The following is a 24,428-nucleotide window of genomic DNA, read 5'->3' as shown; positions in this document are numbered from 1 at the left end:
TTTCCGGCATCGGCAGGCCAACTTCGGGAAAGGTGCAAAGGCGGTAGATAAATCCGCAAAAATGACTGGCCTCCCTGCCTTCAGGCAGGCATTCTAGCAGCAACCCGATCAACCATGATCGAACAATAATCAGAACGGCAAAAGCCATCAAACAAAGGGAACAGGGGAATGAGCGATTACAAGAATTACCTCGCCAATCAGGTCAAGATCGGCAAGATGAACCGGCGCGAATTCATGGGCCGTGCACTCGCAGCCGGCATCGCCCTGTCGAGCGCCAGCACATTGTTTGCGGCAAGCGCGGCCGCGCAGGAACCGAAGCGCGGCGGACATCTGAAGCTCGGTCTCGAAGGCGGCTCGGCCACCGACGCGCTCGATCCGGCCAAGGCTCTCTCGCAAGTGCTCTTCTGCGTCGGCCGCAACTGGGGCGACCTCTTGGTCGAATCCGATCCGCTGACGGGTGCTGCCGTTCCGGCCCTGGCCGAATCCTGGCAGCCTTCGCCGGATGCTGCCGTATGGACCTTCAAGATCCGCAAGGGCGTGCAGTTCCACGATGGCAAGGAACTGACGATCGAAGACGTCGTGAAGACCCTGCAGCGCCATACCGACGAGAAGTCGGAATCGGGCGCGCTTGGCGTGATGAAGTCGATCAAGACGATCGAGGACAAGGGTGGTGATCTCGTCCTGACACTGACGGAAGGCAATGCCGACTTGCCGCTGCTTCTGTCAGACTACCACCTGATCATCCAGCCGGGCGGCGGCTATGACAATCCCAACGCCGCCATCGGCACCGGTCCCTACAAGCTGACCAGCTTCGAGGCCGGTGTGCGCTCCACCTTCGAGAAGAATCCGAACGACTGGAACCCGAACCGTGGCTATGTCGACAGCGTTGAAATCATCAACATGAACGACGCGACCGCGCGTATCGCTGCGCTTTCCTCCGGCCAGGTGCACTATATCAACCGCATCGACCCGAAGACCGTTGCGCTCCTCAAGCGCGCGCCGACAGTCGAAATCCTCTCGACCGCCGGCCGCGGCCACTATGTCTTCATCATGCACTGCAACACCGCACCGTTCGACAACAACGACCTGCGCATGGCGCTGAAATACGCGATGGACCGCGAAAACATGGTGCTGACCATTCTTGGCGGCTACGGCAAGGTCGGCAACGACTTCCCGATCAACTCCACCTATGCCCTCTTCCCGGAAGGCATCGAGCAACGCGCCTACGATCCGGACAAGGCCGCCTTCCACTACAAGAAGTCCGGCCATAGCGGCCCGGTTCTCCTGCGCACGTCCGACGTCGCCTTCCCGGGTGCCGTCGACGCGGCAGTGCTCTACCAGGAAAGCGCCAAGAAGGCCGGCATCGAGATCGAAGTGAAGCGCGAGCCCGGTGACGGCTACTGGTCGAACGTCTGGAACGTCCAGCCCTTCTCGACCTCCTATTGGGGCGGCCGCCCGACCCAGGACCAGATGTATTCGACGGCCTATCTGTCGACTGCCGACTGGAACGACACGCGCTTCCTGCGTCCGGATTTCGACAAGATCCTGCTCGAAGCCCGCTCCGAACTGGACGAAGCCAAGCGCAAGGAAATGTACCGCACCATGGCGATGATGGTGCGCGATGAAGGCGGACTGATCCTGCCGATGTTCAACGATTTCGTGAACGCCTCTACTAAGCAGGTGAAGGGCTATGTCCACGATATCGGCAACGACATGTCGAACGGCTACGTCGCAACCCGCGTCTGGCTCGACGCCTGATGACGGGCCGCGGACCGAACACGGGTCCGGCGCTGACAACGGGTCCGGCTGCGGGGGGCGAAAGTCTCTCGCAGTCCGCACCCGTCTCCGGAACGATGGTCACGCCCCCGACGGGTATCGTGACCGGCAGTTTCTGGCGCCGTTTCACCCTGCGCCGCCCCTTGGCGGCCCTGATCATCCAGCGCCTGGGATTAAGCGTTGGCCTCCTCTTTGCCGTGTCGCTGATGATCTTCGGCGGCGTGGAAGCCCTGCCTGGCGATTTCGCCACAACCTATCTCGGTCAGTCGGCGACGCCGCAGGCGGTCGAAAACATCCGCAAGGATCTCGGTCTCGACAAGCCGCTGACCGAACGCTACCTCAACTGGCTCGGCGGCGCCGTCAAGGGTGATTTCGGCACGTCCTGGGCCAGCAAGAACTCCGTCAGCGAACAGATCGGCAAGCGGCTCGGAAACTCCCTGTTCCTCGCCTTCTTCGCAGCATTGGTGTCAGTGCCGCTTGCCGTCGCGCTCGGCATGCTCGCCGTGCAATATCGAAACCGGCTGCCGGACAAGATCATCAACGTCATGTCGCTGGCGGCGATCTCGCTCCCCGAGTTCTTCGTCGGTTACCTTTTGATCCTGTTCTTCGCGGTTCAGTTCGGTGTCGCGACTTTCCCGGCCACCGTCTACGACAGCATGGGCTTCGGCGAACGCCTGTCGGCTATAGCCCTGCCGGTGGCAACGCTCGTGCTTGTTGTTCTCGCCCATATGATGCGGATGACTCGGGCGGCGATCCTCAACGTCATGTCGTCGGCCTATGTCGAGACGGCGGAACTGAAGGGCCTCAGCGCCTTCCGCATCATTGCCCGGCATGCTGCTCCCAATGCCGTTGCGCCGGTCATCAACGTCATCGCCCTCAACCTCGCCTATCTCGTGGTCGGCGTCGTCGTGGTGGAAGTGGTATTCGTCTATCCGGGCATGGGCCAATACATGGTCGATGCCGTCACGGTGCGCGACATGCCGGTGGTGCAGGCCTGCGGCCTGATCTTCGCCGCCTTCTACATTTTCCTCAACATGGCCGCGGATATTCTCGCCATCCTCGCCAATCCAAGATTGAGGCACCCACGATGAGATTGAGCTCCATTCCCCTCAGTGCCTGGGTCGGCATCGCCGGCATCGTGCTCGCCCTGTTCTGCGCAATCTTCGCGCCCTGGATTGCCCCGTTCGGCGAGCGCGACGTCGTCGGCGATATCTGGCTGCCGATGGGCGGCGACTTCCTGCTCGGCACCGACAATCTTGGCCGCGACCTGCTTTCCCGCCTCATCTTCGGGGCGAGAACAACGATCTTCGTCGCTCTCGCGGCAACCTTCATTTCCTTCACGCTGGGCATGCTTCTGTCCTTTACCGCGGCAGTCACCGGCGGTTTCATCGACCAGCTGTTCTCGCGCTTCAACGACCTGATGATGGCGATCCCCACCTTGATCTTCGCCCTCGTCGTCCTTGCCGTCCTGCCGCAACAGCTCTGGATCCTGATCCTCGTCATGGCGGTGCTCGACAGTACCCGCGTCTTCCGCATCGGCCGGGCCGTTGCGCTCGATGTCGCGGTGATGGAATTCGTCGAGGCGGCGCGCCTTCGCGGCGAGGGCACGAGCTGGATCATTTTCCGGGAAATCCTGCCCAACACGCTGTCGCCGCTGTTGGCCGAATTCGGCCTGCGGTTTGCCTTCTCGATCCTGTTCCTCTCCACCCTCTCCTTTCTCGGTCTCGGCATCCAGCCGCCGGCCGCCGACTGGGGCGGCATGGTGAAGGACAACAAGGACGGCATCATCTTCGGCATCTCGGCAGCCCTTGTTCCGGGCGGCGCGATTGCCGGCCTTGCCATCTGCGTCAATCTCGTCGTCGACTGGTTGATGAAGCGAACCTCGAGCCTCAAGGGAGGGCGCGGCGATGCCTGAGTTGCTTTCCGTCAAGAACCTAAAAATCGAGGCCACCAGCTATCCGCCCGGCGAACCGCCGAAAACCGTGACCCTGGTCGAAAACGTGTCGTTCGACCTGCAGAAGGGGAAGGTGCTCGGATTGATCGGCGAAAGCGGCGCCGGCAAGTCGACCATCGGGCTTTCAGCGCTCGCCTATGGCCGTGGCGGCGCATCGATCACCGGCGGCCAGGTGCTGCTCAACGGCAAGGATATCCTGACGCTTGGACGTGACGGCGTTCGCACCATCCGCGGCTGCAAGGTCTGCTATGTCGCCCAGTCGGCGGCGGCCGCCTTCAACCCGGCTCACAGGCTCGGCGAACAGGTGATCGAGGCGTCGTTGCGCCACAAGATCATGAGCCGCACGGAGGCGGAAAAACGGGCGCTTTACCTTTTCCGGGTTCTTGGCCTGCCGAATCCTGAAACCTTCGGCGACCGCTATCCGCATCAAGTCTCCGGCGGCCAACTGCAGCGCGCCATGACCGCCATGGCGCTCTGCCCGAACCCGGAGTTGATCGTCTTCGACGAACCGACGACGGCGCTCGACGTCACCACCCAGATCGACGTGCTGGCCGCCATCAAGCATGCGATCGAGGAGACGCATACCGCGGCGCTCTACATCACCCATGACCTTGCCGTCGTCGCCCAGATCTCCGACGACATCATGGTGCTGCGTCACGGCAAGACGATCGAATACGGAACCACCAAGCAGATCATCGAAGCCCCTCGCGAAGACTATACCCGGGCGCTGGTCAGCGTCCGCCAGACCAAGCGCGAGGAAGCCGTCGACCAGAGCAATACGCTTTTGAAGATCGAGCATGTGAGCGCCGGCTACGCCAACGGCTTCAAGGTGCTCCACGATGTCTCCATGCATCTGCCCAAGGGCCAGACGCTGGCGATCGTCGGCGAGAGCGGCTCCGGCAAATCAACGCTGGCCCGCGTCATCACCGGCCTCCTGCCGCCATCGGAAGGCAAGATCACGTTCGACGGCAGGGAGCTTCCAAAAGCGCTGAGTTCGCGCACCAAGGACGATCTTCGCCGCGTGCAGATGATCTACCAGATGGCCGATACGGCGATGAACCCGCGCCAGACGGTGCGCGACATCATCGGCCGGCCGATCTCCTTCTACTATGGCCTGCACGGCGCCAGGAAGACGGAACGAGTCAGGCAACTGCTCGACCAGATCGAAATGGGCGATCGCTTTCTCGACCGCTACCCGGCGGAACTTTCCGGCGGCCAGAAACAGCGCGTCGCGATCGCCCGGGCATTGGCGGCAAAACCGGAACTGATCCTCTGCGACGAACCGACCTCGGCGCTCGACCCGCTGGTGGCCGAAGGCATCCTGAATCTGCTTCTGAAGCTTCAGGAGGAAACCGCTGTTTCCTATGTCTTTATCACCCACGACATCGCCATCGTCCGCGCCATCGCCGACAGCGTCGCCGTCATGCACCGCGGCAAGCTCGTCCGCTTCGGCCCGAAGTCGAAGGTCCTGTCGCCGCCCTTCGACGACTACACCGATCTGCTTCTTAAATCCGTTCCGGAAATGGAACTCGGCTGGCTGGAGAAGGTGTTGACGACCCGGCGCATGGAGAGTGCCGGGAATTGAACATGCGCATCAGTTTGACCTCCACAGGGGAAAAGCCTAAAATGACTACAGTAGTCACAAAAGGTGCCCTATGAAGGAAATTCAGTTGCGAGACGCCAAGGCAACGCTCTCGTCCGTCGTGGACGAGGCGTTGCATGGCGAAGCGTCGATCATTACGAGACATGGTCGCAGGGAGGCCGTCATCATGTCCTATGACGAATATCGCCGGCTTGCCGACGTTCCAAGTTTCGGCTGGCTGCTCACCCATTCTCCTCTGGAGGACGGCGACATCCCGGACCGCAAGCCTGCGCGCGCGCTGAGCGATCAGTCGTTCTGATGTACCTTCTCGATACGAACATCCTGTCGTTGATCGGCCCAAGACGTCTCCACACACCCGAAGAAGCGGCAGTGCGCAACTGGATCGAAGACAACTCCGACAGACTGTTCCTGTCGGTCATATCCATCTCGGAAGTCGAGTTGGGCGTTGCAAAGGCGGAGCGACAGGGTGCGTCGAAAAAGGCCGGCGACCTGGCCAGCTGGCTGAACAGCATCGTCCATCTCTATGCCAGCCGTATCCTGACGCTCGATCTCAACACGGCCCGACTTACCGGACGATTGCTCGACAAAGCCAATGGAATTGGCGGCGACCCCGGTTATGAGGATGCGGCGATTGTGGCGACGGCGATGACGCAGGACCTAACCGTGCTGACGCGCAACACCCGCCACTTCAAAACGATGCAGGTTCCCTGCCTCAATCCCTACGAAGGTTTGCCAACGACATGAACGCCGTCTCCAGGGCAACCGCGATCTCTGCGTGGCAAAGAACGCCGTCATTTCGCTGTGCAGGCGACATCGCCGGTGCGCTGCGCAGCCTCGCCGTCCAGCATAACCGACGGATCGCCCTTTGCCGAGCAGTCGCCCTTCGCGCCGGCGCCGGAACGGAAATGCACGATGGGCTGCCCTTCGATGAAGATGCTCGGCACGACCTCGTAGAGATCGGGCGGACAATTGGCGACGTCGGACAACCTGAGCGCCGGCTGCCCGCCGATCATGACGCTGGTCGCGCCCGACAGCGCGCAAGCCGGGAGCGGTGGCGCGTCGTCACCCAAGGCGGAAGCCGCAAAGGCAAGGATCAAAACGCCCGCCAAAACATTTATCTTCAACATTCTCGTCCTCCCGCGATGCCGCCGGAAATGCGGCCGCGACAGCATGCAGAAAAGACCAGGACATGACCACAGGCAATTTCACCGTCATCGAGAACCAATGGATCGTCCTCAAGGATGGGACGCGGATGGCCGCGCGCATCTGGATGCCGGAGGGTGCGGATCGCAACCCGGTGCCGGCGGTGTTCGAATACCTGCCCTATCGTAAGCGTGACGGCACCAGCCCGCGTGACGAATCCACCTATCCGGTATTCGCTGCCGCCGGCATCGCCGGCATCCGTGTCGACATCCGCGGCTCGGGCGAATCCGATGGCGTCATCGACGGCGAATATACACCCCGCGAACAGGCCGACGGCTGCGAGTTGATCGGCTGGATCGCCGCACAGCCCTGGTCGAACGGCAAGGTCGGCATGATGGGCATTTCCTGGGGCGGCTTCAACTGCCTGCAGGTGGCGGCGCTGAAACCGCCGGCGCTGAAGGCCGTGATCTCGATCGCCTCGACCGTCGATCGCTACAATGACGATATCCACTACAAGAACGGCACGCATCTTTCCGCGCAACTCTCCTGGGCGGCAACGATGCTCGCCTACCAGTCCCGTTCGCCGGATCCGGCACTGGTCGGCGATATGTGGAGGCAGATGTGGCTGGAACGCCTGGCGCTCGAACCCTTCTTCATCGAGGAATGGCTGGAGCACCAGCGCCGTGACGCCTTCTGGAAGCACGGCTCGATCTGCGAGGACTTCGACGGTTTCCCGGTGCCGGCCATGGTCATCGCCGGCTGGGCCGACGGCTACCGCAACACGCCGATGAAGGCGGCCGAAGGGATGGGCGATCGGGTGAAAGCCCTCATCGGCCCCTGGGTGCACAAATATCCGCATTTCGCCTGGCCAAAGCCGCGGGCCGATTTCCACGGCGAGGCCATCGCCTGGTGGAACCGCTGGCTGCGCGACGAGGACACTGGCGTCGAAAACCTGCCGCAGATGCGGGCCTTCATTCTCGATGGCCCGAAGCCGGCGCTGCGACGCGATATTGAGCCCGGTTTCTGGATCGCCAAGGACACATGGCAGCCGCCGGAAATGCAGTGCTTCTATGTCGACCAATTCGGCAGCCTGCAGGAAGGCATGCCGATCGCCGGCGCCCACGACCACGACGCCTATCTGAGATCGCCACTCGATATGGGCACCGCTGCGGGCGAATGGTTCACGCTCAAGCCGGACGCCGAAATGGCGGGCGACCAGCGGATCGACGATGCCGGCTCGCTCACCTTCCAGACCGCGCCGCTGACCCATGCGGTCGACTATCTCGGCCAGCCGGTGCTCACCGTCGAACTCTCCTGCGACGGCGATTGGGCAAACCTCATCGCACGCCTCGTCGATATCCACCCGGATGGCTCGGCGACCCGTGTCACCTTCGGCGTGCTCAATCTGGCGCACCGCGACGGTTATGCCGAGCCGAAGCCTATGGAGAAGGGACGGAAAACGCAGATCCGGCTGGTGCTCGATGCCTGCGGTTACCGCTTCGGCGCCGGCCACCGCATCCGCCTGTCGCTCTCGACATCCTACTGGCCGATGGTTCTGCCCGCCCCGTCCGATCCGGGACTGACGTTCGACCTCGCCTCGCTCGGGCTTGCCTTGCCAAAACTCGGCGACCACCAGGTCATCACCATGCCGGAGCCGGAAAACCCCGATCCGCTGCCGAAATATATCGAACACGCGACGGGAAAAACCAGCCGCCGCGTCGAGCGCGACATGACGACGGGCAAGACGCATTACTACATTTTCGAGGACACCGGCCTTTTCGAACACCCGGATACCGGCTTTGCCACGCAGGATATTCGCAACGAGATCTGGACGATTGTCGCGAACGATCCGCTGTCGATGACCGGCCTCTCCACCTGGACCTGCATTGCCAAACGCGGAAACTGGTCTGTCAAAACCGTTTCGATCTCGCGAATCTCCTGCACCGCAACCGACTGGCTGACCTCCGCCTCGGTCACGGCCTTCGAAGGCGAAACGCAGATATTCGAAAAGACCTTCGAGAAGCGCGTACCGCGTGACTTCATGTAAGGAATCAGACCGGCATTGCCTCTGCCAGGGCGATCAGCGCCCGTTCCGCGTCTTGCGACGGCACGAAGATGTGGTCGTGGTAGTAGGCTGCAACGACATTGGCGCTGATGCCATGCCGCGTCAGCGCTGCCGCAACCGCCGCCGTCAGGCCAACCGCCTCGAGCGCCGAATGCACCGTCAGCGTGATGCAGCGCATCACCGGGCCATAAGGCAGGCCGGCCTTGTCTGCCACTGTGCGCTCGAGGATCAGCGTCAAGCCTTCGTCCTCGCGGAAGAAACCAAGCGGCGACAGCGACGGCCAGTCGCCCGCCTCCTCGCCCGCCACCGTGCAATACACATAGTCTGCGGGGCGCAAGTCCGGGCGCATGTCGCGCAGGAGCACGTCGAGATCGGTAATAGCCGCCATTTCCGTTTCCTTGCCTCCGGGCCGCTCGCCCATCACGCAAGCGTGTACCACCAAAGGCGACCTTTCACTTTGGCGTTACGCACGCATTTGCGATTTGACCCATGATCAAGCGGCGGGCCACAGTTTGCTCATGAAGCAAAGGCGTAATGTCGCCGGGTTCAGGCCGTGAGCCATATTGCGCCCGCGTTAGAACAGGAGGAATGCCATGCCGTCCATCAAAACACAATCTGTCCCGCGAAAGACCGGACGCTCCCTCGTGCTCGGCCTTGGCGCGACCGTGATCGCTGCCGCACTCTTCGCGATGTCCTCGACTTTCGGCAACGCCGCCGAAGAAGCGGTCGTCATTCCTCCTCCCGCTGTCGACGAAACGGCAAGTGCGATGACCGAAAAGGCCGTCTTCGCCGGTGGCTGCTTCTGGGGCGTGCAGGGTGTCTTCCAGCACGTGAAGGGCGTGAAAAACGCCGTCTCCGGTTATTCCGGCGGCGCCAAGGAGACAGCTGTCTATGAAACAGTCAGCAGCGGCAAGACGGGTCACGCAGAAACAGTCGAGATCACCTACAATCCGAAAGAGGTCACCTACGGTCAACTGCTGCAGATATTCTTCTCGGTGGCACACAATCCGACACAGTTGAACTATCAGGGCCCGGATCACGGCACGCAATACCGCTCGGAAATCTTCACCACCAATGGCGAGCAGCAGAAGATCGCGCAAAGCTATATCGCCCAACTCGACCAGGCTGGGGTGTTCGGCGAACCGGTCGTCACCAAGGTCTCGGACATGACCGCCTTCTATCCGGCCGAGGAATACCACCAGGACTTCCTGACGCTCAATCCGACCTACCCCTACATCGTTTATAACGACCTGCCGAAGATCGAGAACTTGAGGGCGCTGTTCCCGGCGAAATTCAGCCCCGAGCCGGTTCTGGTCCTGAAGGCCAAGGGCTAATGCATGTCGCCCAAAAGTGTGCAACGGTTTTGGGGCAACGACAGGCATGAAACAAAGAACTAAAGCGTTCCTACGAGAGCACTGACCCCGAGGCAAATTTGACGGAAACCTTCCTGCGCGCCCTCACTCATATAACGGGCGCGCATCCACGCATGGACCATCTGGGGTTCGTCGCGATAGGTCACAATCACACCGGCGGCGATCAGGCGCTCAGCGTAGACCGCGGCGTCATCGCGCAAGGGATCAAAATGCGCCGAGGAAATATAGGTCGGCGGCAACCCGGAGAGGTCGCCGGCCTTTAGCGGATGAGCAAAGGGATTCTCCGGCGGCGCCTTCAGCACGTCCCGATAGTAGAGGACATCGGCCGTCGACAGGCCCGGCGCCTCGGCCATTTCTGCATAGGAGCCCGACGTCAGGTCACCACCGAGCCCCGGATAGATCAGCACCTGCCCGACGATACCGCCAACTGCCTCCACCTTGGCTTTCAGCGCAATCCCCGCCGCCAGGTTGCCACCGGCGCTGTCGCCCGCGACGACCAGCGGCCGGCCATCGGCGAGAAGCCAGGTCAGCACCTCGAAACAGTCGTCGAAGGCGGCCGGCCAGACATGCTCTGGCGCCAGCCTGTAGTCGACGGACACCAGGTCGGCTCGCGCCGCATGCGCAATCTCCGCGCAGATGGCGTCGTGGCTTTCGAGCGATCCGACCACGCAACCGCCTCCATGGATGTAGAGAATCCGTGTTTGCGTGGCGATCTCCGCCGGACGATAGCGGCGCACGGGAACGCCGCCGCCGACCAGTTCGTCTAGCCGCGTGAGCCCTTCCGGCGACGGCGCATCGAATTCGGCGCAAAGCGCGTCATACCATCTGCGCTGCTGCTCGATCGGCGCATCGACAGCATCGGCCGGATAAAACGCCTCGCAGCGTTTATGGAACGCCAGAATGCCGGGTTCAGAGGGGAAAGGCTTTGGCTGCATCGTATCCACTATCTTTTCGCCTGCTCTCGGTATTAAGCCTATCAAAAGCCATTGGGCGCGCTATCCGAAAACCGGCAAATTGGATCGCTTCTCATGTCAGTGACGTTGCCATCAAAGACTGGTATCGCACCTAATTCCACCTTGCCACTCCCCCCTCCGCCCGTGTTAGCTAGGCCATGGCCTTCACACTCCGTCAGCTCCAGTATTTCGTCGCCGTCGCCGAACAGGGCTCTGTCACCCGGGCGGCGCAGAATCTGTCGATTTCGCAATCCTCGATCACCGAAGCCATCAAGGAGTTGGAGACGGACCTGAGCGTCGAACTGTTCGAGCGCCACCCGCGCGGTCTGCATATCACCCATAACGGCCACCAGTTCTTGCGTCATGCAACCAAAATCCTCGCCGGCGTCTCGGATGCGCGGCGCTCGTTTTCGCAGGAGCGGGTTGAGCGCACCGGCGGCAAGCTCAATCTTGGCGTCACCTCGCTCGTTGCCGGTTATGTACTCTCCGATTTTCTCGCCCGCTATCGCCGCGCCTGCCCGGAGGTCGAGGTGAGTGCCATCGAAGACAATGGCTCCTATCTCGAACATCTCTTGGTCGGCGGCGAACTCGATGTCGCCGTCATGGTCATCTCCAACCTGCGCGACCGCATGGCGCTGCAGGCGGAAATCATCGAGACCTCACCCTACCGTCTTTGGCTGCCGCTCGGCCATCCGCTGGTCTCGGCGGATATCATCTCCGTTGCCGATATCGCCAAGGAGCCGTTGATCATGCTGACAGTCGACGAAATCGAGGAGAATACCGGCAAGCTTTTGACGGCCCTCGGCGCCCGCCCGCATGTCGCCTTCCGTACCCGCTCGGTCGAGGCGGTACGCAGCCTGGTCGCCACCGGCGCCGGCATCGCACTGCTACCGGATCTCGTCTACCGGCCCTGGTCGTTGGAAGGCGACCGAATCGAAAGCCGGGACGTCTCCGGCGCCCTGCCCGTGGTTCAGGTCGGCATGGTCTGGCGCAAGGGCTCCGGGTTGCCGCAATCAGCCAAGGACTTCATCGGGGTTGCAGAAGCGCTTCGTACCGGCAGGTCCCGGTAAAGTCGGTCGTTATCGGAAAAACCGATAGCAACATTCTGATTAATGAATTTGCGAAAGCGGCAAAATAGAGGCACCTTTTACTCCGGGAACAAAGACCGTGAAAACACGGATACCAAAACCGGGAGACTGAAGATGAAGCAGATTCTGAAATCCTGCACCGCGCTCACCCTTTCGCTCGCTTTTACCACCCATGCTTTTGCTCTGGAGCCGCTGAAGGAACTCGGCAAGGGTGAAGGCGAACTGTCGATCGTCGCCTGGGCCGGCTATATCGAGCGCGGCGAGACCGACAAGGCCTATGACTGGGTCACCAGTTTCGAAAAGGACACCGGCTGCAAGGTCAGCGTCAAGACGGCGGCAACCTCGGACGAAATGGTCGCGCTGATGAACGAAGGCGGCTTCGACCTCGTCACCGCCTCGGGTGACGCGTCGCTACGTCTGGTTGCCGGCAAGCGCGTCCAGCCGATCAATACCGCCCTGATCCCGAGCTGGTCGACCATCGACGAGCGCCTTCAGAACGCGCCATGGCATACGGTCAACGGCACCCACTATGGCACACCCTATGTCTGGGGGCCGAACGTCTTGATGTACAACACCGAGGCCTTCAAGGGCGAAGCGCCGAAGAGCTGGAACGTCGTGTTCGAAGAAATGACCCTGCCGGACGGCAAGTCCAACAAGGGGCGCATCCAGGCCTATGACGGACCGATCCATGTCGCCGACGCCGCCAACTACCTGATGTTCCACAAGCCCGAGCTTGGCATCAAGGACCCATACGAACTGAATGAAGACCAGTACAAGGCGGCCCTCGACGTTCTGCGCGTCCAGCGCACGCTGGCAAACCGCTACTGGCATGATGCGATGATCCAGATCGACGATTTCAAGAACGAGGGCGTCGTTGCGTCCGGCTCCTGGCCTTTCCAGGTCAACCTCCTGAAGGCCGAAAAACAGCCGATCAACTCGGTCTTCCCGGAGGAGGGTACGACCGGATGGGCCGATACGACGATGCTGCACGCCGAAAGCACGCATCCCAACTGCGCCTATATGTGGATGGAACACTCGCTGTCGCCCAAGGTTCAGGGCGACGTATCGGCCTGGTTCGGCACCGTTCCGTCGGTCCCGTCCGCCTGCAAGGGCAACGAGCTTCTGACCGACGAAGGATGCGCGGCTAACGGCTACAACGACTTTGCGAAGATCAAGTTCTGGAAGACGCCGGTTTCCAAATGCCAAAGCCAGACCGAGTGCGTGCCCTATCATCGCTGGGTGTCGGACTATATCGGTGTCATCGGCGGCCGGTAAACGGCGAGTTCGGATCTGATCTCCCCCCTTGAGGGGAGATGTCACGAAGTGACAGAGGGGGTAAACTCTCCTCATATGCGGGGCGGGCCTCTGTCGGCTATGCCGACATCTCCCCCTCAAGGGGGAGATCACCGCGACCTGTGTGATAGCCCAATCAATAGCTTGCCGAGCAAGGAATACCCATGACCGCCGCCGTCCTGTTCGAAAACGTCTCCCGCCATTTTGGCACCGTCAAGGCCGTCGATGCGGTCGACCTTGAGATCGCGGCCGGCGAATTCTTCGCGATGCTCGGCCCGTCCGGGTCCGGCAAGACCACGTGCCTCAGGCTGATGGCCGGTTTCGAGCAGCCGACCGGCGGCCATATAGAGATTTTCGGAGAGACCGCCGAGGGCGTGCCGCCCTATCGCCGCAGCGTCAATACCGTATTTCAGGACTATGCCCTCTTTCCGCACCTCTCCATTCTCGACAACGTCGCCTATGGCCTGATGGTCAAGGGCATCGGCAGGCAGGAACGCCGCAAGGCAGCCGAAGACGCGCTCGCCATGGTCAAGCTGCCGGGTTACGGTCAGCGCAGGCCGGGTCAGCTCTCCGGCGGCCAGCGCCAGCGCGTCGCGCTCGCCCGCGCGCTCGTCAACAAGCCGCAGGTGCTGTTGCTCGACGAACCCCTCGGCGCGCTTGACCTCAAGCTGCGCGAGCAGATGCAGGAGGAACTGAAAAGCCTGCAGAAATCGCTCGGCATCACCTTCGTCTTCGTTACTCATGACCAGGGCGAGGCACTATCCATGGCCGACCGCATCGCCGTTTTCAACGACGGCAGGATCCAGCAGCTCGGCACGCCGGAAGATATCTACAAGCGGCCGCAGACCCGCTTTGTCGCCGATTTCGTCGGCTCGTCGAATATTCTCTCCAGCGCAACCTGCGCAAGGCTCGGGGTGCCGGCAACGGCGGCCAGCCTGCGGCCGGAAGCCATCGCCATCGGCACCTCCTGGGCCGAACAGCTCACCTTGCCCGGCAGGGTGACGGCGCGCAGTTTCCTCGGTGCTGTCAATCGCATCAGCGTCGATTGCAATGGCGAGAAGATCATCGTTGCCAGCCCCGCCGCCATGCCCATGCCTGATATCGGCGCTGAGGTTCAGCTCGCTTTCTCGCGCAACGACCTTCATCTGATGGAGGCTGCATGAGCGCCGTCGCCACGCAAACGATCCTGCCGAACAGGCCCGGCCTGACGGGAAGCCTCTCGGATTTCCTCTGGAAACATCCGTATGTGCTCCTGACGATCCTGCTCGGCCCGCCGCTTCTCTGGCTCGGCATCATCTATCTCGGCTCGCTGTTCGCCCTGCTCCTGCAGAGCTTCTTCTCGATCGATGATTTCTCCGGGCTGATCAATTACGAGTTCACGCTTGCGACCTACAGGCAGCTGCTCTCGGATGCGAACTTCGACATCATCGTCCGCACCGTCGTCATGGCTGCCACGGTCACGTTGTTTTCGGCATTGATCGCCTTCCCGATCGCCTATTACGCTGCCCGTTACGCCAGGGGCAAATGGAAGGCCGTCTTCTATCTCGGCGTCATGCTGCCGCTCTGGTCGAGCTACCTCGTCAAGATCTACGCCTGGAAGCTCATCCTCGCCAAGGAAGGCATCCTCACCTGGGCCTTCACCAAACTCAACCTGCTCTGGCTGCTCGACGGCTGGCTTTCGCTTCCCGTCATCGGCGGCAATTCGCTTTCGGTCAGCTATACAGGCACCTTCCTCGTCTTCGTCTATGTCTGGATGCCCTTCATGATCCTGCCGATCCAGGCAGCCCTTGAGCGTGTGCCGACCAACCTGATCGAGGCCTCCTCCGATCTCGGCGGCACGCCACAGCAGACGTTCCGCTACGTACTCTTCCCACTCGCTCTGCCCGGCATCGTGGCCGGTTCGATCTTCACGTTTTCGCTGACGCTCGGCGACTACATCATTCCGCAGATCGTCGGCTCGTCGCGGCTGTTCATCGGCCAGGCCGTCTATGCGCAACAGGGCACGGCCGGCAACATCCCGCTCGCCGCCGCCTTCACCGTCGTGCCGATCGTCATCATGGGCCTCTATCTCTGGATGGCCAAACGCATGGGGGCCTTCGATGCGCTCTGACCGCTCCAACGCTGCGCCGCTCGGTGTGAAGGCCGCCGCCATTGGCGGGCTCGCCTTCCTGCACATCCCGATCCTCCTGATCTTCCTCTATGCCTTCACCACGGAGGAAAAGAGCTATCAGTTTCCGCCGCCGGGCCTGACGCTGCAATGGTTCGCGGTCACCTGGAACCGGCCGGACGTCTGGGCAGCGCTTACCCTGTCGGTCAAGGTCGCAACGATTGCGACGGCGATCGCCCTCGTGCTGGGCACGCTTTGCGCTGCCGCCGTCAGCCAGACGCGCTTCTTCGGCCGGGAAGCCATATCGCTGCTCGTTATCCTGCCGATCGCCCTTCCCGGCATCATTACCGGCATCGCGCTGCGCTCGGCCTTCTCGTTTGCCGATATCCCGTTCTCCTTCTGGACCATCGTGCTCGGCCATGCGACCTTCTGCATCGTGGTCGTCTACAACAATGCCGTCGCCCGCTTCCGCCGCGTCTCCGGTTCGCTGATCGAAGCCTCGATGGATCTCGGCGCCGACGGGTTCCAGACCTTCCGCCACGTCATCCTGCCGAATATCGGCACGGCGCTTCTCGCCGGCGGCATGCTCGCTTTCGCGCTGTCCTTCGACGAGGTCATCGTCACCACGTTTACCGGCGGCCAACAATCGACGCTGCCGATCTGGATGCTCGAAGAACTCATCCGCCCGCGCCAGAGGCCTGTCACCAATGTCGTCGCCATGGTGGTGATGCTGGTGACTTTCCTGCCGATCCTGGCGGCCTACTACCTCACGCGTGACGGCGACCAGATCGCCGGCGCCGGCAAATAATCACGCGCCTGTTTCGAAAAAGCGGACACCGGCTTTCCGACAGGAACAGACGCCAGCAAACAAGGGAGAACGGACATGGATACGCAATTGCTGATCGGATCGACATTCGAGGCCGGGACCGAAGCGGAGGAACTGATCCTCAACCCACGAACCGGCGCCAAGATCATCGATCTCGCCGAAGCCTCGCAGTCGCAGATCGAAAGGGCTGTCGACGCGGCCGAAAAGGCCTTTTCCAGCTGGTCGGTGACGACGCCCGCCGAACGCTCCGCCTACCTCCTGAAGATCGCCGATGCCATCGAAAAGGATGCCGACGCCTTTGCCGCCCTCGAGGCGCTGAACTGCGGCAAGCCGATCAATGCCGTGCGCAATGACGAGCTGCCGGCCATCATCGACTGCTGGCGCTTCTTTGCGGGCGCCATCCGTTCGCTGCATGCCACTGTCGCCGGCGAATACCTGCCCGGCCACACCTCGATGATCCGCCGCGATCCGATCGGCATCGTCGGCTCCATCGCGCCGTGGAACTATCCGCTGATGATGATGGCCTGGAAACTGGCGCCCGCGATTGCCGGCGGCAACACGGTGGTTTTCAAGCCCTCCGAACAGACGCCGCTGACGGCGCTGAAAATGGCGCGGCTGCTCGCCGATATCCTGCCGCAAGGCGTCGTCAACGTCATCCTCGGTCGCGGCGAAACGGTCGGCAACACGCTGATCAACCATCCGAAGATCGGCATGGTGTCGATCACCGGCGATATCGCCACCGGCAAGAAGGTGCTGCAGGCGGCTGCCAAGACCGTCAAGCGCACCCATCTCGAACTCGGCGGCAAGGCCCCGGTCATCGTCTATGACGACGCCAACCTCGAGGCGGTCGTCAATGGCATCCGCACCTTCGGCTATTACAATGCAGGCCAGGACTGCACGGCTGCCTGCCGCATCTACGCCCAGGACGGCATCTATGACAAGCTGGTCGCCGACCTCACCGCCGCCGTCTCGACCATCCGCTACAATCTCGCCGACGACACCGAAAACGAGATCGGGCCGCTGATTTCCAAGCGCCAGCGCGACCGGGTGGCAAGCTTCGTCGAGCGCGCGAGCGAACAGAAGCACATCGAGATTACCACGGGCGGCAATCTCGGCAGCAAGGACGGCTTCTTCTTCCAGCCGACCGTCGTTGCCGGTGCTACCCAGGAAGACGAGATCGTCCGGCGGGAGGTCTTCGGCCCTGTCGTCTCTGTCACCCGCTTCACCGACAACGACCAGGCCGTCACCTGGGCGAACGACAGCGACTACGGCCTTGCTTCCTCCGTCTGGACCAAGGATATCTCCAAGGCGATGAAGGCGGCATCTCGCCTGCAATATGGCTGTACCTGGATCAACACCCACTTCATGCTGACCAATGAAATGCCGCATGGCGGCGTCAAGCAGTCCGGCTACGGCAAGGACATGTCGATCTATGCGCTGGAGGATTACACGGCTGTCCGGCATGTGATGATCAATCACGGATAAAACGCTCGCCGGCTGGCAGGCCGACGTCACGTCCAAAGACCGCGCCTTTCAAAGACGCGGTCTTTTAAGTTGCGCGCTGACCAGCACTGGCGACAATCCGGAAATCTACAAGGATTTCGTCGAAAAATTTCCAGCGCTTGCCGAAGTGCCGATCATCGGCGACGGCACCGGTAGCGGCCTGTCCTTCGAGACCATCCTGTCGGTGAAGGCGGACCTCGCCATCATGGCGAACTGGCAGGCGGATAGCGAACTCGGAAAACGGGCGATCGACTATCTGGAAACGACCGGCGTGCCAGTCTTCGTCGTCGACTTCAACAATGATCCCTTGAAGAACACGCCGGGCAACATGCGCCTGCTCGGCAAGATTCTCGAACGCGAGGAACAGGCAAACGCCTTCGCCGATTTCTACGGGGAGCACCTGAAGCGCATAACCGATCGCGTCACGGCCCATCCCGAACCCGGCCCGACCGTTTTGATGGATGCGTTCCCCAATCCGGATCGCTGCTGCTACGCTTACGGCACCGGAGGCCTCGGCGAGTTCATCGGCATCACCGGCAGCCGCAATATCGCCAATGGGAACCTGCCGCGCCAGGGCGGCATCGTCAGCAGTGAATACCTGATCGCTGCGGACCCGGATGTCTATATCGCCACCGCATCGCCAGGAGGCACCTACAGTGCCTTTTCCATCGGTCCCGGTGTCCCGGCCGAGGAGGCCCGAAAGACGCTTGGAGAGGCGGTGAAAAGTCCGGTGCTCGCCAATCTCTCCGCCGTGCAGAAAGGCCGCGTGCATGGATTGTGGAATTTCTTCAATGCCGTGCCGCTGAATATTCTCGCCGCGAAGCCTTTGCCCAGTGGCTACGGCCGGAGCTGTTTGCCGATGTCGATCCGGAGGGAACGCTGACGGAAATCAACGAGCGCTTTGCCGCGGTGCCCTTCAGAGGATCCTATTGGATCAGCCTGATATAGCAAAATGGCCGGGGGTAAATTCCGGCCATTTTAATGGAATGTTATTATGCGGCCTTCTTGAGAGCCATCGCATTGATCGAGGCTTCCGCCAATGCCGTCAGGTCGTGATCAGTCTTGCCTTCCTGTTGCAGCGTTTCATCGAGCAGCTTGACCGCATCCTTGAGACCGAGCATCGTTGCCCACGTCCTCAGCGCCCCATAGCGCGCGATTTCATAATGTTCGACGGCCTGTGCTGCCGCCAGCAGGCCGGCATCGAGCGCCGGTGAATTCCTGAAGTCTTCGAGAACTTCCTCGCCTTCTTCGATCAAGCCGTCGATCGCTGGGCAGTTCTTGCTGACTGCGCGCTTGCCAAAAATTTCGAACACCTGCTGCAGACGTTCGATCTGGCCTTCGGTTTCGTCGCGATGTTTTTCAAACGCCGCCTTCAGCTTGGGGTCGTGGGCGCCCTTGGCCATTTTCGGCAAGGCCTTCAGGATCTTGCGTTCGGCATAGTAGACGTCCTTGAGCAGGTCGTAGAACAGGTCTTCCAGGGCTTTCTGTGCCATTGGTTTCCTCCTTTTCCGTGATTTGAAGCGTCGGAACGACAGACGGGAAACGGGTTGGCGCGCACTTTGTTCCGCCTCGCATTGCAATCGCCGCCCGACGTCGTGCGCCGCTTCCCTCGGGTCAACGCCCCGCCTATATAAAGAGCGGGAGGACTTTGATGATTTGGATATTTCCTGCGCTCGCAGGCATTTTGATTGTCTATTTCGCGACACGTTCGTCGCGCTTCCGGCGATTTGCCGAGCCGGTATTGAGTTTGATGGTTGCGGGCGGGTTGATCATCGCCTTCATCATCTGGATCAATGAAGGCGGCAACTCTCCCAACACGGAGAGCAATCCGAACAGACAGCAGACACAACCGGCGCTGACTCCGCAGGACATCTCCGTTGAAGGACTGGCGTTCACCCGCAACCAGCCGGACACGAGCTATCGTGCGACCGGCACGGCGGTGAACAAAAGTAGCTTCAATCTCGACTATTTCAAACTGTCTGTGACGCTAGACGATTGCCCGGATAACCAGTGCAGGACGCTCGGTGAGGACACCGCCCTCATTCTGGCGCGCATTCCCGCGGGCCAGAGCCAGAGCTTCGAAACCTTCTTCACCTTCCCAAACCGCTACGGCGTGGAGCCAACCGCGCCCAAATGGTCGTACCAGATCACCGAGGTTCGCGGACGGCTGCCATGAACCGCGCTGCCATGAACCCGGCCGCCAACTCGCCCGGCTGATCTCATCCAGATACCAGCTGATACGAGGCAACTCGTTCTGCTCCATCGGCGCGATCGGCCCGGGAACGCAATGGTGCGAACGGACGCCGCGCCCAATGCGTCTACTCGCCTCTTGGATACCTTTTGCAGAAAACCCGTCAAAACTGGACGGCAAGTGCGGCGTTCTGTGTTTCCCTGAGCCGCGCCAGTATCTCAGCCCCCGAGACGGGATAGGCGATCGCATAACCCTGCAGGACATCGCAGCCCAGGCGCGTCAGAAGCTTGGCATGCTCCGGCGTCTCGACCCCTTCGGCCACCACTTCGATGTCTAGCGCTTTGGCGATATCGACGATCGAGCGCAACAGACGCTTCTGTTCGCGCGAGGTGGTGATCGGAAATACCAGCCGCCGATCGATCTTCAGCCGCCGCGGCTTCACCTTCATCAGCCCGATGATCGAGGCGTGGCCCGAGCCGAAATCATCGATCTCGATGTCAATGCCCATATTCTTCAGCGCGGCAACATTGGAAAGTACGCCTTCCTCGCTTTCGTCGAGAAAGATCGTCTCCAGCAGTTCGAATGACAGCGTATCCGGCTCGACATCCAGTTGCTGCAACTCGTCGATCAAAAGCGGATCGGACAACCGCGCTGCCGAAACATTTACCGCGATCCGTGGAACGCGCACGCCCTGCCGCATCCAGGCGCGGCGATCCTTCAACGCCGCCTCCAGGATTGCGGCATCCAGATCATCCAGCATGCCGAGATTTCCCGTGACATCGATGAATTCGCCCGGCAACAGAACCCCGCGTTTCGGGTGGCGCCACCGCGCCAAAGCCTCCAGGCCGACGATGCGGCGTGTCCGCGCATCGACCTGCGCTTGGTAAAAGGGAACAAACTCTCCCTTCTCCAGTCCGCGCGCAAATTGCTTGGCAACGCGGCGCTCGTTGTTGAGCTGCGCCTTGAGGTGCGCCGAGAATACCTCCACCCTGCCCCGGCCAAGTCTCTTGGCGCGATGAAGGGCGACATCGGCTTCCGCGAGCAGGCTGGCGATATTTCTACCGGTGGCGGAAGCCAGGCCGATCGAGGCACCGGTGCGCAGCACTTCGTCATTGTGCCATATCGATTGCTTCAATTGCTGCGCCAGCCGTTCGGCAACCGTCTTCAAGTCTTCCACGGAGTTGAAGTTTGCAACAAGAGCCGCAAATTCGTCGCCGCCTATGCGAGCGACGAAGGCGCTATTCGGTAAAGCGGCGACAATCCGGCCGGCGGTCGATTTCAGCACATCATCGCCCACCGAATGCCCCGCCGTGTCGTTGATCTGCTTGAACCGGTCGAGGCCGATATGGAGGATGGCGAGCTTTTCCAGCCCGGCATCCTCTGAAAGTTCCCCTAATCTGCGATCGAAGAACCTACGGTTCGGCAGCCCGGTCAGGTAGTCGTGTTCGGCCGCGTATTCGATCCTGCGGGCGCTCGCCTCGAGCTCAACTGCGCGTTTTTCGGCAATGGCCTTCTGCCGCTGCAGTTCCCGATTGAGAAGGACATCCGCCGTCACGTCCCATTCCACGCCGATGAAGGTGATATTTCCGTCTTGCTCGAAGCAATGCGCCCTGGAGCGGAGATAGCGAACTTTACCGTCCGGTAGAACAATGCGGTACTCTGACGAGTAGTTGCCTTTGCCCTTGAGGGCATAGTTGAAATCCGCCTCGGCCTGCTCCCGGTCATCCGGATGGACCGCCTTGATCCACAACGCCGCCTTGACGCGCTTGTTTGTCCTGCCGGTTCCATAGAGCAGGTGCATCTGCTTATCCCAGACGACTTCATCCTTCTGCGTATCGTGTTCCCATACGCCGATCCGGGAGGCGTCAAGCGCAAGCTCCAGTCTCCGAAGAATATTCTGAAATTCCTGTTCGGACCTCGCCGCCTTCATTGTTTTCTCTATGAATGACTCTTTCCATGCGGACGTGCGCGGCATTCTGCCGCAAGGTTCCTAAAGAAATATTGCCTCACAAAAACGCGAAATGTAATCCGCAATACAATCAACCATTCAATGCTATTTCATGACAAATAGCCGTACACCGTCTAATTTGCGCTTAACCTGGAAAGATACATGTGCAAGCGAACTTGGGCAAATGGGACGGCAAAGCGGCATCGCGCGTCGTAACCTCGAATTGACATGAGCAGGGCGACATCATAATCATCGTCGGATCAATTGGTTCCCTTGGAAGCGAACGTTTCCGGGGAGTAAATGGGAACGTGACGGATGGACCCATGCTGGGCATCTCAATCACGGCCGACCCCGCGACTGTAGAGCGGTCGGAATTTGTCATGCCGGTTAATCCGGCAAAAGCCACTGCGGCGGCGGGCCTGGCCCGCACCTTGGGAAGGCGAGACAGGTTCACTGGTGCCAAGCACCTGACGCCGCGAGCCAGGAAACCTGCCGGTTGATAAAGGGGCATTGTGCCCATTTGGTGGGAAGTTTCCCACGCGCCATCACGGAGGTTGTCATGGCTACGTCTACAGTTTCGAGCATCCCGCTCTCCCTCAACGACCGCATCACCGCCGGTATCCTCGCCCTTCTGATCGGCGGATTCCTGGTTTTCGGCGCCGGTCTCGCGAATTCCGCAGTGCTGCACGACACCGCACACGACGTTCGCCACTCCTACGGTTTTCCCTGCCATTGATCGGCTGATGTGAGAAGCCGCGCGCTTTTCGCATTCAATCCGGCAACAGAATGCGGGTTTCCATGGAAACCATGCATCGATGGTACATGCGCCCGTGCTGCGGTACCGGGCGGCATTTGCCGTGGGGTTTTCAAACATAGCAAGCCAGAGAGCGTTGACGAGCATCCGCTCCGCTTGAACCTGGGGGTATCGAAATGATTGTCAAAACGCTTCTGGCCGCGTTGGTGGCCGGACTGATTGCGGGTGTCTTTACGACGGTGGCGCAGACTGCGCGGGTCGTTCCGATCATCCTTCATGCCGAAGAATATGAGGGCAAGGAGCCCGCGACGGAACAGCCCGCCGGCACAGACGGGCAGCAACAGCACTCGTCGCTCAAGCAGACAACCACGATCGGCGAAATACTTGCGGCATTCTCTCCAATCACGCCGGCCTACGCCCATGAGGGCGAGCATGAGGACGAAGGCGGCATCATGTTTGGCATGAGCCGCTTTTCAGGAACCTTGCTCGCCAATCTCGTGACCGGCACAGGTTTCAGCCTGTTGCTGACCGGCATCAGCCTGCTGATCGGCTATCCCATCACGCTTCGCAACGGCGTCCTCTGGGGCGCTTGCGGTTGGCTGGCGGTCCACATGCTGCCCGCCATCGGCCTGCCACCGGAATTGCCCGGCTTTCCAGCCGCCGACCTGCATGACCGGCAGATATGGTGGATGGCGACGGTCCTGCTCTCCGGCGCAGGCCTCTATCTCCTTGCACTGCGCCACGAAATCGCTGCGAAAATCGCCGGTCTGGCGGTGCTCGCCGCGCCGCATGTTTACGGCGCACCGCAGCCTGCGGATATTTCGAGCCCGGTTCCGGCCGTTCTCGGCGCCGAATTCGCTGTCGCCGCGCTGGCAACCGCGCTCGCCTCGTGGATCGTGCTCGGCCTTGTCTCGGGCTTTTTCAACGACCGCTTCCTGAAATCGGCGTAACGAAACCGGCTTGCCATCTCAGCCGCCTGTGCGTTCAAGATGGGTGCGCAGGCGGCTTCTTTGCGTCTCCTCGTCGAGAAGCACGCAGACATCGCAAAAGGTCCCACCATCCGTTCGGTAATACAGGCAGCAACCGCTTCTGAGCCGAAAAATGCGCTCGACCGGCACGCCATCCATGATCGCGGCGACCTTTTGATAGCGCAGTGCGTCTGACTTCAGCGGCGAACCTTCGGTGTTGACGATCGCGAGCGCCGAAACCATCGCTTGTTCCTCTTGCGCCGATGCCGCACCTATTTCGAGAAAAGCACCGGCAATGCCGTCGGCGGCCAGCCGCCATTGTGCAACCGATGACAAACCGGTACGGGCCTTCACCGTTTCGATAACCGGCGCAAGGCTGGCAACGAAGCTGTCGTGAAACAGGGGTGCATTGTCACGGCCACGGCGAAAACGGCGGAAGCGAAAATGAAAGCGGCGGGCATCGGATGGGCAGGCCAGCGCGCCCTCGCCCGCGTTCTTCGGGGCATACGGTTCAAAACGGAAAGCGAGGCTTCCCGGATCGAGATCCGGCACCAGCCCGGTCCTCAGATAAAGGGCACCGGCAGCGATGCTGAGTTGGTGGCTGTAGAAGGCGACCAGATGGGCGCCCTTGGTGCGATCATCCATTCCTGCCGCAAACCGGCCTTGGTAGTGCAAGAGATCGGCGATCTCGGCACTGTCATTGCGCCATACGTCGGTCACCAACGGAAAATCCGCGCCGTCACCGGCAAGGGAGGCCGCAACCTGCGGAAATCGCTGCGCCTGCCAGGCCATAGCCGCTTGCGCGTCCTCTTTCCACGGAGAGGCCGGCCAACCGCCGGTATCTGTGTTCTTGTCCAAAGGCGCCGCCTTTTCTGTGCCGGCT

23 protein-coding genes, 1 pseudogene and 1 riboswitch are annotated in these 24,428 nt (G+C 61.1%); of the genes and pseudogenes, 18 read left to right on the top strand and 6 right to left on the bottom strand.

Annotated features, from left to right (window positions below; genetic code table 11):
- The first annotated feature begins 168 nt into the window (after positions 1 to 168).
- The 6 genes from ACSQ2Z_RS08495 (at position 169) to ACSQ2Z_RS08470 (ending at position 6,077) form a co-directional block, all read left to right on the top strand.
- Complete coding sequence (locus ACSQ2Z_RS08495) at positions 169 to 1,758, top strand: ABC transporter substrate-binding protein (RefSeq protein WP_436080794.1); 1,590 nt, start codon at positions 169 to 171, stop codon at positions 1,756 to 1,758.
- 95 nt (positions 1,759 to 1,853) lie between these two features.
- Positions 1,854 to 2,867, top strand: a complete 1,014-nt coding sequence (locus ACSQ2Z_RS08490; protein WP_436083025.1) for an ABC transporter permease — start codon at positions 1,854 to 1,856, stop codon at positions 2,865 to 2,867.
- Positions 2,864 to 3,691 carry an ABC transporter permease gene (locus ACSQ2Z_RS08485; protein ID WP_436080793.1) on the top strand — a complete coding sequence of 276 codons (828 nt, stop codon included), beginning with the start codon at positions 2,864 to 2,866 and terminating at the stop codon, positions 3,689 to 3,691. Before ACSQ2Z_RS08490 ends, ACSQ2Z_RS08485 begins: the two co-directional genes overlap by 4 nt.
- Positions 3,684 to 5,315 carry an ABC transporter ATP-binding protein gene (locus ACSQ2Z_RS08480; RefSeq protein ID WP_436080792.1) on the top strand — a complete coding sequence of 544 codons (1,632 nt, stop codon included), beginning with the start codon at positions 3,684 to 3,686 and terminating at the stop codon, positions 5,313 to 5,315. The genes ACSQ2Z_RS08485 and ACSQ2Z_RS08480 overlap by 8 nt, the downstream gene beginning before the upstream one ends.
- A 70-nt stretch (positions 5,316 to 5,385) precedes the next feature.
- Positions 5,386 to 5,631 (top strand): type II toxin-antitoxin system Phd/YefM family antitoxin, encoded by a 246-nt coding sequence (locus tag ACSQ2Z_RS08475; protein WP_436080791.1) that lies wholly within the window; start codon positions 5,386 to 5,388, stop codon positions 5,629 to 5,631.
- On the top strand, positions 5,631 to 6,077 hold the full coding sequence (locus ACSQ2Z_RS08470; RefSeq protein ID WP_436080790.1) for a type II toxin-antitoxin system VapC family toxin: 447 nt from the start codon (positions 5,631 to 5,633) through the stop codon (positions 6,075 to 6,077). Before ACSQ2Z_RS08475 ends, ACSQ2Z_RS08470 begins: the two co-directional genes overlap by 1 nt.
- Before the next feature lie 47 nt (positions 6,078 to 6,124).
- Here the strand turns inward: ACSQ2Z_RS08470 and ACSQ2Z_RS08465 are convergent, their stop codons facing one another.
- The gene (locus tag ACSQ2Z_RS08465) at positions 6,125 to 6,460 is read right to left on the bottom strand and encodes a hypothetical protein (protein ID WP_436080789.1); all 336 of its coding nucleotides are present in this window, start codon (positions 6,458 to 6,460) and stop codon (positions 6,125 to 6,127) included.
- A 62-nt stretch (positions 6,461 to 6,522) separates the two neighbouring features.
- Between ACSQ2Z_RS08465 and ACSQ2Z_RS08460 the strand changes: the two genes are divergently transcribed.
- Positions 6,523 to 8,523 (top strand): CocE/NonD family hydrolase, encoded by a 2,001-nt coding sequence (locus tag ACSQ2Z_RS08460; protein ID WP_436080788.1) that lies wholly within the window; start codon positions 6,523 to 6,525, stop codon positions 8,521 to 8,523.
- Positions 8,524 to 8,527: 4 nt separating this feature from the next.
- Here ACSQ2Z_RS08460 and ACSQ2Z_RS08455 read toward each other — a convergent pair whose 3' ends face one another.
- Complete coding sequence (locus ACSQ2Z_RS08455; protein WP_436080787.1) at positions 8,528 to 8,929, bottom strand: ACT domain-containing protein; 402 nt, start codon at positions 8,927 to 8,929, stop codon at positions 8,528 to 8,530.
- Between the two features lie 301 nt (positions 8,930 to 9,230).
- Between ACSQ2Z_RS08455 and msrA the strand changes: the two genes are divergently transcribed.
- Positions 9,231 to 9,875: a peptide-methionine (S)-S-oxide reductase MsrA gene (gene msrA / locus ACSQ2Z_RS08450; protein ID WP_436083024.1), complete on the top strand. Its 645-nt coding sequence runs from the start codon at positions 9,231 to 9,233 to the stop codon at positions 9,873 to 9,875.
- Between the two features lie 59 nt (positions 9,876 to 9,934).
- On the opposite strand, the gene ACSQ2Z_RS08445 is transcribed toward msrA, so the two are convergent.
- On the bottom strand, positions 9,935 to 10,858 hold the full coding sequence (locus ACSQ2Z_RS08445; RefSeq protein ID WP_436080786.1) for an alpha/beta hydrolase: 924 nt from the start codon (positions 10,856 to 10,858) through the stop codon (positions 9,935 to 9,937).
- Between the two features lie 167 nt (positions 10,859 to 11,025).
- On the opposite strand from ACSQ2Z_RS08445, the gene ACSQ2Z_RS08440 reads away from it, so the two are divergent.
- From ACSQ2Z_RS08440 to ACSQ2Z_RS08410, 7 genes and pseudogenes are all read left to right on the top strand, one after another.
- Positions 11,026 to 11,937, top strand: coding sequence for a LysR family transcriptional regulator (locus tag ACSQ2Z_RS08440; RefSeq protein WP_436080785.1), 912 nt, complete (start codon positions 11,026 to 11,028; stop codon positions 11,935 to 11,937).
- Positions 11,938 to 12,069: 132 nt separating this feature from the next.
- Entirely contained in the window at positions 12,070 to 13,230 is a 1,161-nt protein-coding gene (locus ACSQ2Z_RS08435) for an ABC transporter substrate-binding protein (protein WP_436080784.1), read from the top strand.
- 182 nt (positions 13,231 to 13,412) lie between these two features.
- Positions 13,413 to 14,411, top strand: coding sequence for an ABC transporter ATP-binding protein (locus ACSQ2Z_RS08430; RefSeq protein ID WP_436080783.1), 999 nt, complete (start codon positions 13,413 to 13,415; stop codon positions 14,409 to 14,411).
- Positions 14,408 to 15,358, top strand: coding sequence for an ABC transporter permease (locus ACSQ2Z_RS08425; protein ID WP_436080782.1), 951 nt, complete (start codon positions 14,408 to 14,410; stop codon positions 15,356 to 15,358). The genes ACSQ2Z_RS08430 and ACSQ2Z_RS08425 overlap by 4 nt, the downstream gene beginning before the upstream one ends.
- Positions 15,348 to 16,163 (top strand): ABC transporter permease, encoded by an 816-nt coding sequence (locus ACSQ2Z_RS08420; protein WP_436080781.1) that lies wholly within the window; start codon positions 15,348 to 15,350, stop codon positions 16,161 to 16,163. The genes ACSQ2Z_RS08425 and ACSQ2Z_RS08420 overlap by 11 nt, the downstream gene beginning before the upstream one ends.
- A 75-nt stretch (positions 16,164 to 16,238) precedes the next feature.
- The gene (locus tag ACSQ2Z_RS08415) at positions 16,239 to 17,666 is read left to right on the top strand and encodes a gamma-aminobutyraldehyde dehydrogenase (protein ID WP_436080780.1); all 1,428 of its coding nucleotides are present in this window, start codon (positions 16,239 to 16,241) and stop codon (positions 17,664 to 17,666) included.
- A 4-nt stretch (positions 17,667 to 17,670) separates the two neighbouring features.
- Positions 17,671 to 18,632: pseudogene (locus tag ACSQ2Z_RS08410) on the top strand (ABC transporter substrate-binding protein); the annotation flags it as partial.
- A gap of 44 nt (positions 18,633 to 18,676) precedes the next feature.
- Here ACSQ2Z_RS08410 and ACSQ2Z_RS08405 read toward each other — a convergent pair.
- Positions 18,677 to 19,177, bottom strand: a complete 501-nt coding sequence (locus ACSQ2Z_RS08405) for a ferritin-like domain-containing protein (RefSeq protein WP_436080779.1) — start codon at positions 19,175 to 19,177, stop codon at positions 18,677 to 18,679.
- Between the two features lie 158 nt (positions 19,178 to 19,335).
- Here ACSQ2Z_RS08405 and ACSQ2Z_RS08400 point away from each other — a divergent pair, with 158 nt between their 5' ends.
- The gene (locus ACSQ2Z_RS08400) at positions 19,336 to 19,860 is read left to right on the top strand and encodes a hypothetical protein (RefSeq protein WP_436080778.1); all 525 of its coding nucleotides are present in this window, start codon (positions 19,336 to 19,338) and stop codon (positions 19,858 to 19,860) included.
- A 178-nt stretch (positions 19,861 to 20,038) separates the two neighbouring features.
- On the opposite strand, the gene ACSQ2Z_RS08395 is transcribed toward ACSQ2Z_RS08400, so the two are convergent.
- Complete coding sequence (locus tag ACSQ2Z_RS08395; protein WP_436080777.1) at positions 20,039 to 21,805, bottom strand: bifunctional diguanylate cyclase/phosphodiesterase; 1,767 nt, start codon at positions 21,803 to 21,805, stop codon at positions 20,039 to 20,041.
- 266 nt (positions 21,806 to 22,071) lie between these two features.
- Positions 22,072 to 22,334, top strand: a riboswitch (cobalamin riboswitch).
- Positions 22,335 to 22,382: 48 nt separating this feature from the next.
- On the opposite strand from ACSQ2Z_RS08395, the gene ACSQ2Z_RS08390 reads away from it, so the two are divergent.
- Positions 22,383 to 22,559, top strand: a complete 177-nt coding sequence (locus tag ACSQ2Z_RS08390; protein WP_113005357.1) for a CbtB domain-containing protein — start codon at positions 22,383 to 22,385, stop codon at positions 22,557 to 22,559.
- Between the two features lie 194 nt (positions 22,560 to 22,753).
- The gene (locus ACSQ2Z_RS08385; RefSeq protein ID WP_436080776.1) at positions 22,754 to 23,527 is read left to right on the top strand and encodes a CbtA family protein; all 774 of its coding nucleotides are present in this window, start codon (positions 22,754 to 22,756) and stop codon (positions 23,525 to 23,527) included.
- A gap of 18 nt (positions 23,528 to 23,545) precedes the next feature.
- Here ACSQ2Z_RS08385 and ACSQ2Z_RS08380 read toward each other — a convergent pair whose 3' ends face one another.
- Positions 23,546 to 24,403, bottom strand: coding sequence for a (2Fe-2S)-binding protein (locus ACSQ2Z_RS08380; protein WP_436080775.1), 858 nt, complete (start codon positions 24,401 to 24,403; stop codon positions 23,546 to 23,548).
- Between the last annotated feature and the right edge of the window lie 25 nt (positions 24,404 to 24,428).

The sequence above is a fragment of the Pararhizobium sp. LjRoot235 genome (genome assembly GCF_964254145.1).
Taxonomy (GTDB): Bacteria; Pseudomonadota; Alphaproteobacteria; order Rhizobiales; family Rhizobiaceae; genus Pararhizobium.
Note: the sequence above shows the minus strand (reverse complement) of the source record. Positions and strands in the feature narration are given on the sequence as shown.